The sequence below is a fragment of the Kitasatospora sp. NPDC057692 genome, assembly GCF_042799475.1.
Classification (GTDB): Bacteria; Actinomycetota; Actinomycetes; order Streptomycetales; family Streptomycetaceae; genus Kitasatospora.
Genome location: NZ_JBHVIV010000155.1, coordinates 4,016 through 9,270, shown reverse-complemented (window position 1 = coordinate 9,270; position 5,255 = coordinate 4,016). Strand labels below are relative to the sequence as shown.

General features: G+C 74.3%; 3 protein-coding genes. 1 reads left to right on the top strand and 2 read right to left on the bottom strand.

The features are described 5' to 3' along the window. Nucleotides 1–163: 163 nt before the first annotated feature. Nucleotides 164–2,689 carry an ArnT family glycosyltransferase gene (locus tag ACFVFS_RS39750; protein ID WP_380629933.1) on the bottom strand — a complete coding sequence of 842 codons (2,526 nt, stop codon included), beginning with the start codon at nucleotides 2,687–2,689 and terminating at the stop codon, nucleotides 164–166. A gap of 151 nt (nucleotides 2,690–2,840) precedes the next feature. Beyond that, entirely contained in the window at nucleotides 2,841–3,965 is a 1,125-nt protein-coding gene (locus ACFVFS_RS39745) for an alpha/beta hydrolase (protein WP_380629931.1), read from the bottom strand. 149 nt (nucleotides 3,966–4,114) lie between these two features. Between ACFVFS_RS39745 and ACFVFS_RS39740 the strand changes: the two genes are divergently transcribed. Next, nucleotides 4,115–5,104: a hypothetical protein gene (locus tag ACFVFS_RS39740; RefSeq protein WP_380629929.1), complete on the top strand. Its 990-nt coding sequence runs from the start codon at nucleotides 4,115–4,117 to the stop codon at nucleotides 5,102–5,104. The last annotated feature ends 151 nt before the right edge of the window (nucleotides 5,105–5,255 follow it).

Genomic DNA, 5,255 nt, shown 5'->3' with positions numbered 1-5,255 from the left:
TCCCCCCCCCACCCCCACAAAAACCCCCCCCCCTCCGCGCGCGCCCTTTTTTTTTTTAAAACCCGCGGGGGGGGGGGGGGGGCGGGTGCCCCCGGGCGGGGGGGGGCGCCCGTCCCCCCCCCGCCCCCCCGCCCCGCCGTTGTGGTGGCCCGCCCTCCGACCGTCAGGAGGAGGGCGGCTGGGTGAGGTCGTAGAAGGTCGAGCCGCCGACGGTGCGGGCGGTGTAGTGGCCCGCCACCCACTCCTCGATCCGGGCGGTCTGCGACTGGGACGAGCCGCCGTCCGGCCCGGCGGGCGCGCCGGGCATGGCGGCCGTGCCGGTGGCGCCGTCCGTCTCGCCCCCGGCCGTGCGGCGCGAGCCGCCGCCGATGAACCAGTGCACCTTGCCCTCCCGCACGTACTGCTGGAAGGCGGCCAGGCTGAGCGACGGGTCCGTGCTGTTGAAGCCGCCGAGGGCCATCACCGGGACGCCGGAGGCGAGCTGGTGGCTGGCGGCGTTCTGCGAACCGCTGGTCGCGGCGGCCCAGCGGTAGGCGCCGGCGTCCTGCTTGAGCAGGTCGGCCGCCTCGCCGCTCACCCGGGCGCCGTTCAGCAGCCCGCCCATGCCGCCCATACCGCCCATGCCACCCGTGCCGCCGGGTCCGTCGGTGCCGCCGGGGAAGCCGCCGACGGCGTTGCCGCCGTCCGGCGTGCCGTTGCCGTTCGGGGTGCGGCCGCCCCGGCCGCCGTCCTGCTGCGGGAGGCCCTGGGCGCCGCCCGGGAAGCCGTTCTGGCCGCCGTCCTGCTGGGGCACGATCATTTGGCCGTTCTGCCACAGCACCGGCCCGCCGCCCGCGCCGCGCCGACCGCCGCCGCCCGGTCCGAAGCCGCCCTCGACGGCCGGCCCGGCCAGCACGATCGAGCCCTGGTGCGGGGTGCCGACCGTCTCCACCGCGTACGCCGCCGGTCCGCCCAGCGCCGCCGCCGCGCCCACCAGGCCCGCCACCGCCGCCAGCCGCCCGGCGAGCCGGGAGGACCCGCCCCGACCGCCCTCCTCCGCGGCCGCGTCCACGGCCCCGCCCGCCCGGCTCGCGAGCCGGGCCCCGAGCGGTCCGGCCACCAGCAGGGCCACCGCCGCGAGCAGCCCGCCCGCCAGCCCCGTCGGCCGCAGCCACGGCAGGAAGTCCGAGCTGCGCCCGAGCAGCACGTACGCCCACACCGCCGTCACCGCGAGCGTGCCGGCCAGCACCGCCGCGTACGGCAGCCGGTGCCGCGCCCGCCACAGCCCGTCCGCGCCCATGCCGACCAGCGCCGCGACCGCCGGGGCCAGCGCCACCGTGTAGTACTGGTGGAAGATCCCGGACATGAAGCTGAAGGTCAGCGCGGTGCAGAGCAGCCAGCCGCCCCAGACCAGGAACGCCGCGCGCGCGGTGTCCGTACGGGCGTGGCGGCGGGTGGCCCAGAGGCCGACCAGCAGCAGGATCAGCGCGGCGGGCAGCAGCCAGGCGATCTGGCCGCCGATGTCGCCGTCGAACAGCCGGGTGATGCCGGTCTCGCCCCAGCCGCCACCGCCGCGCATCCCGCCGCGCATCCCGCCGGGCGGCCCCCCGGCCGGCGCACCGCCGGGCGCGCCGCCGAACACCGCCTCGGCCCCGGCGGGCATCCGGTTGCGCCCGCCGCCGCCGACGCTGCCGGTCTCGTTGCCGTTGAGCCGGCCGAGGCCGTTGTAGCCGAAGGTCAGCGAGAGGAAGCTGTTGTCCTGCGAGCCGCCGACGTACGGCCGCGCCGAGGCCGGGACCAGCTCGACCACCGCGACCCACCAGCCGCCCGCGACCACCGTCGCCAGCCCGCCGGCCAGCAGCTGGCGCACCCGGCGCCAGAGCCCGGTCGGCGCCGCCACCAGGTAGATCAGCGCGAAGGCGGGCAGGACGAGGAACGCCTGCAGGGTCTTGGTGAGGAAGGCCAGTCCGAACATCACCCCGGTGAACACCAGCCACCGGGTGCCCGCCGCCTCGACGGCCCGCAGCAGTCCGTACGCGGCCAGTGTGAGCAGCAGCACCAGCAGCGCGTCCGGGTTGTTGAAGCGGAACATCAGCGCCGCCACCGGCGTCAGCGCGAACGCGGCGCCCGTCAGCAGCCCGGCGAGCGGGGAGAAGCGGCGGCGCACCGTCGCGTACAGCACGGCCACCGTGGCGACCGCCATCAGCGCCTGCGGGGCCAGCACCGACCAGGAGGAGAGCCCGAAGACGCGGGCCGCGAGGGCCATCGGCCAGAGCGCGAGCGGCGGCTTGTCGACGGTGATGAAGTTCCCGGCGTCCGAGGAGCCGTAGAAGAAGGCCTTCCAGCTCTGGCTGCCCGCCTGGGCGGCGGCCGAGTAGAAGGAGTTGGCCCAGCCGGAGGCGGACAGGCCCCAGAGGTAGAGGACCGCGGTGGCGGCCAGCAGCGCGAGCAGCGCGGGCCGCACCCAGCGCGGGTCGTCGGCGCGCCCGCGCCAGGTCCGGGCCGGCAGGGTGCGCAGCCGCCCCGCCCAGGACGCCGGCCCCTTGGGACCGGCGGGCGGCGGCGGGAGCTCCGGGAACAGCGGCGGCGGGGCGGGCCGCTCGGACGCCGCCCCCTCCGGCACGGGGGCGGGTGGCAGCACCGGGGGCGGGTAGTCCCCGGCCTCCGGCCAGGGCTCGCCGGCCGGTGGGGTGAGGCTGGTCGTGGTCATGGGCGCTACGTTCGGGCGCCCGTCTGAGAGAACCGTGAGACCGGGATGGGAGGCGGCTGTGATCTGGGCGGCCGCGCCGCCCGGGGCTGTTCGGCCCGGCGTTGTTCGGCCCGCCGGCGCTCCGCCCGGCGGTGCTCCCGCCGTGGGCGCGCTACGCGGCCTGCGGCATCGTCAGGTGCTTGCCGAGCCACTCCAGGGCGGGCGGGATCTCCCTGGTCCAGGTGTGGAAGTTGTGGCCGCCGGTGTCGAGGGTGATGGTCGACAGGCTGGTCGGTGCCTTGAAGGCGTTGACCATGGCCTGGGTGCCCTCGTAGTTGTTCTCGTCGTAGCTGGTGGCGAGCAGCAGCGAGACCGGCGCGGCGGGCTTGTTCTTCAGCCGCCAGACCAGGTCGTTCTCCTGCTTCAGCTGGGCGTTGCCCGCGAACAGGTCGCCGGTGGTCTCGTCGATCGGCGCGGTGTAGTAGCCGGAGAGCGAGATCGCGGACCGGTAGGCGTCCGGCTTGCGCAGCGCGAACTTGAGGGCGCAGTAGCCGCCGGTCGAGTTGCCGATCACCGCGCGGTTGGCCGGGTCGGTGCCGATCCGGTAGGTGGAGGCCAGCGCCGCCGGCAGGTCGCTGGTGAAGAAGGTCTCCACCTGGGGCCCGCCGGGGATGTCCATGCACTCGGTGTCGCGGTTGCCGGACAGGGTCGGGCGCATCAGCACCAGGACGGTCGGCGGCAGCTTGTTCTGCTCGATCGCGGTCAGCGCGGACGCCGGGTACTGCATCAGCGTGATCAGCTTCTCCGCCGAGCCCGGGTAGCCCGCCAGCACCAGGGCCATCGGGAACCTGCGCTGCGCGTACTCCGGCTGGAAGTACTGCGGCGGCAGGTAGACGAAGGCGTCGCTGCTCAGACCGCTCGCCGGGCCCCGGAGCGAGACCTCCTGGATCAGCCCGGAGCGGTCGCGGGCCGAGCCCTGCGCCGAGTACATGTTCTTCTCGCCGGTGACGGCCAGGGAGGCGGCCGCGTTCGGCTGGTGGTCGACCACCGTGCCGGGCTTGCCGTTGGTGCCGAGCAGGTCGCTCCAGGAGCTGTAGAAGCCGAAGTAGCCGTTGGCGATCAGCCCCATGGCGACGAGGACGGCTATCTGGGTGGCGAGGAAGGCGCCGATCCGCCCGGCCCAGGCCTTCCAGCCGCCTCCGCCGAATCTCGGCCAGAGCCACATCGTCGCGGCGAAGACGCCGATCGCGATGACGGAGGCGATGATCTGGAGGGGGAGACCCGTGAGGCTGAGCACCTCCTGATCGTAGTTGACGCCGGGAACCGCTCCGTGCGCTCTGTCCTACGCTCCCGCTACGCTTCGGTGCGCTGCAAGTGCGCTCTGTTGACCGCGTCTTGTCGGATCGGAATCATGTCGGCGGGGACAGCAGACAGCACGGAGTGTGCATGGATCAGTACCTAGAGAGCCCCCGGGGGAGCGGCATGAAGTCCTTCACCAAGGCCGGCGTAGCGGTGGGCACCGCGTTGCTGCTGGCCGCCTGTTCGAGTGGCGGTTCAAAGGGGTCGGGGGAGACGGCCGCGTCCAGTCCGTCGGACCGCTTCACCACCGCCCTGCCCGCACCGACGCCGACCCCGACGCCGACCCCGACGCCGTACGGGCCCGTGCTCGCCGGCTTCGTCAACCCGGTCGGCACGGCGCTCGGCAAGATCAACCCGGCCACCGACCTGCCGACCTTCACGGCCAGTCTCCAGGAGGCGGCCACCGCGGCCAACTCCGCGAGCAGCGGTCTCGGCCTGAGCGAGACGCCGGTCACCGTCGGCACCACCAAGCGCCAGCTGGTGACGGCCCTGTCGCAGCTCGCGACGGACCTGACCAAGCTCCGGACCGACATCAAGGCGAAGTCCTTCTGCACCACCGGCTCCGCCTTCGCCCAGCTCGGCCTCTCCGAGGGCCTGAAGGCGGTCCCGGCGGCCCTGGCCGAGATGACCGCCGCCGGGTACACCACCGTCTTCGCCGCCCCGCAGACGCCGGCGCAGCAGACCCGCTCGCAGGAGAACGACACCTTCGTCACCAAGGGCCGGCTGCGCGGCAAGGGCGAGCTGAACGTCGACAACACGGGCGGCAGCACCGACTCCGTCGTCTCGCTCTCCCAGAACGGCAAGGCGGTCCACTCGCTGTACGTCGGCAAGGGGAAGAAGGCGTCGATCGAGGGCGTCGAGGACGGCACCTACGACATCTTCTTCTCGGACGGCGTCGACTGGGACCCCACGCTGAAGATGTTCACCCAGAACTGCAGCTACACGAAGTTCGACGACACCATGGCGTTCGAGACCGACCGGACCACGTACTCGGTCTGGTCGATCACGCTGACCGCGAAGGTCGGCGGCAACGCGAAGACCAGTGACGTGGACGAGGAGAACTTCCCGCAGCCGTAGGCCTTGGGGCACGCGCCGTAGGGCGTGAGTCGTGGGGCGTGAGTCGTGGGGGGCCCCCCGCCCCGGCCCCCGCGGGGCCCCCCCCGGCCGAGAGGGAGCCCCCCCCCCCCCCCCCCGCCCCCGCCCCCCACGAGAGGGGGCCCGCCGCGGA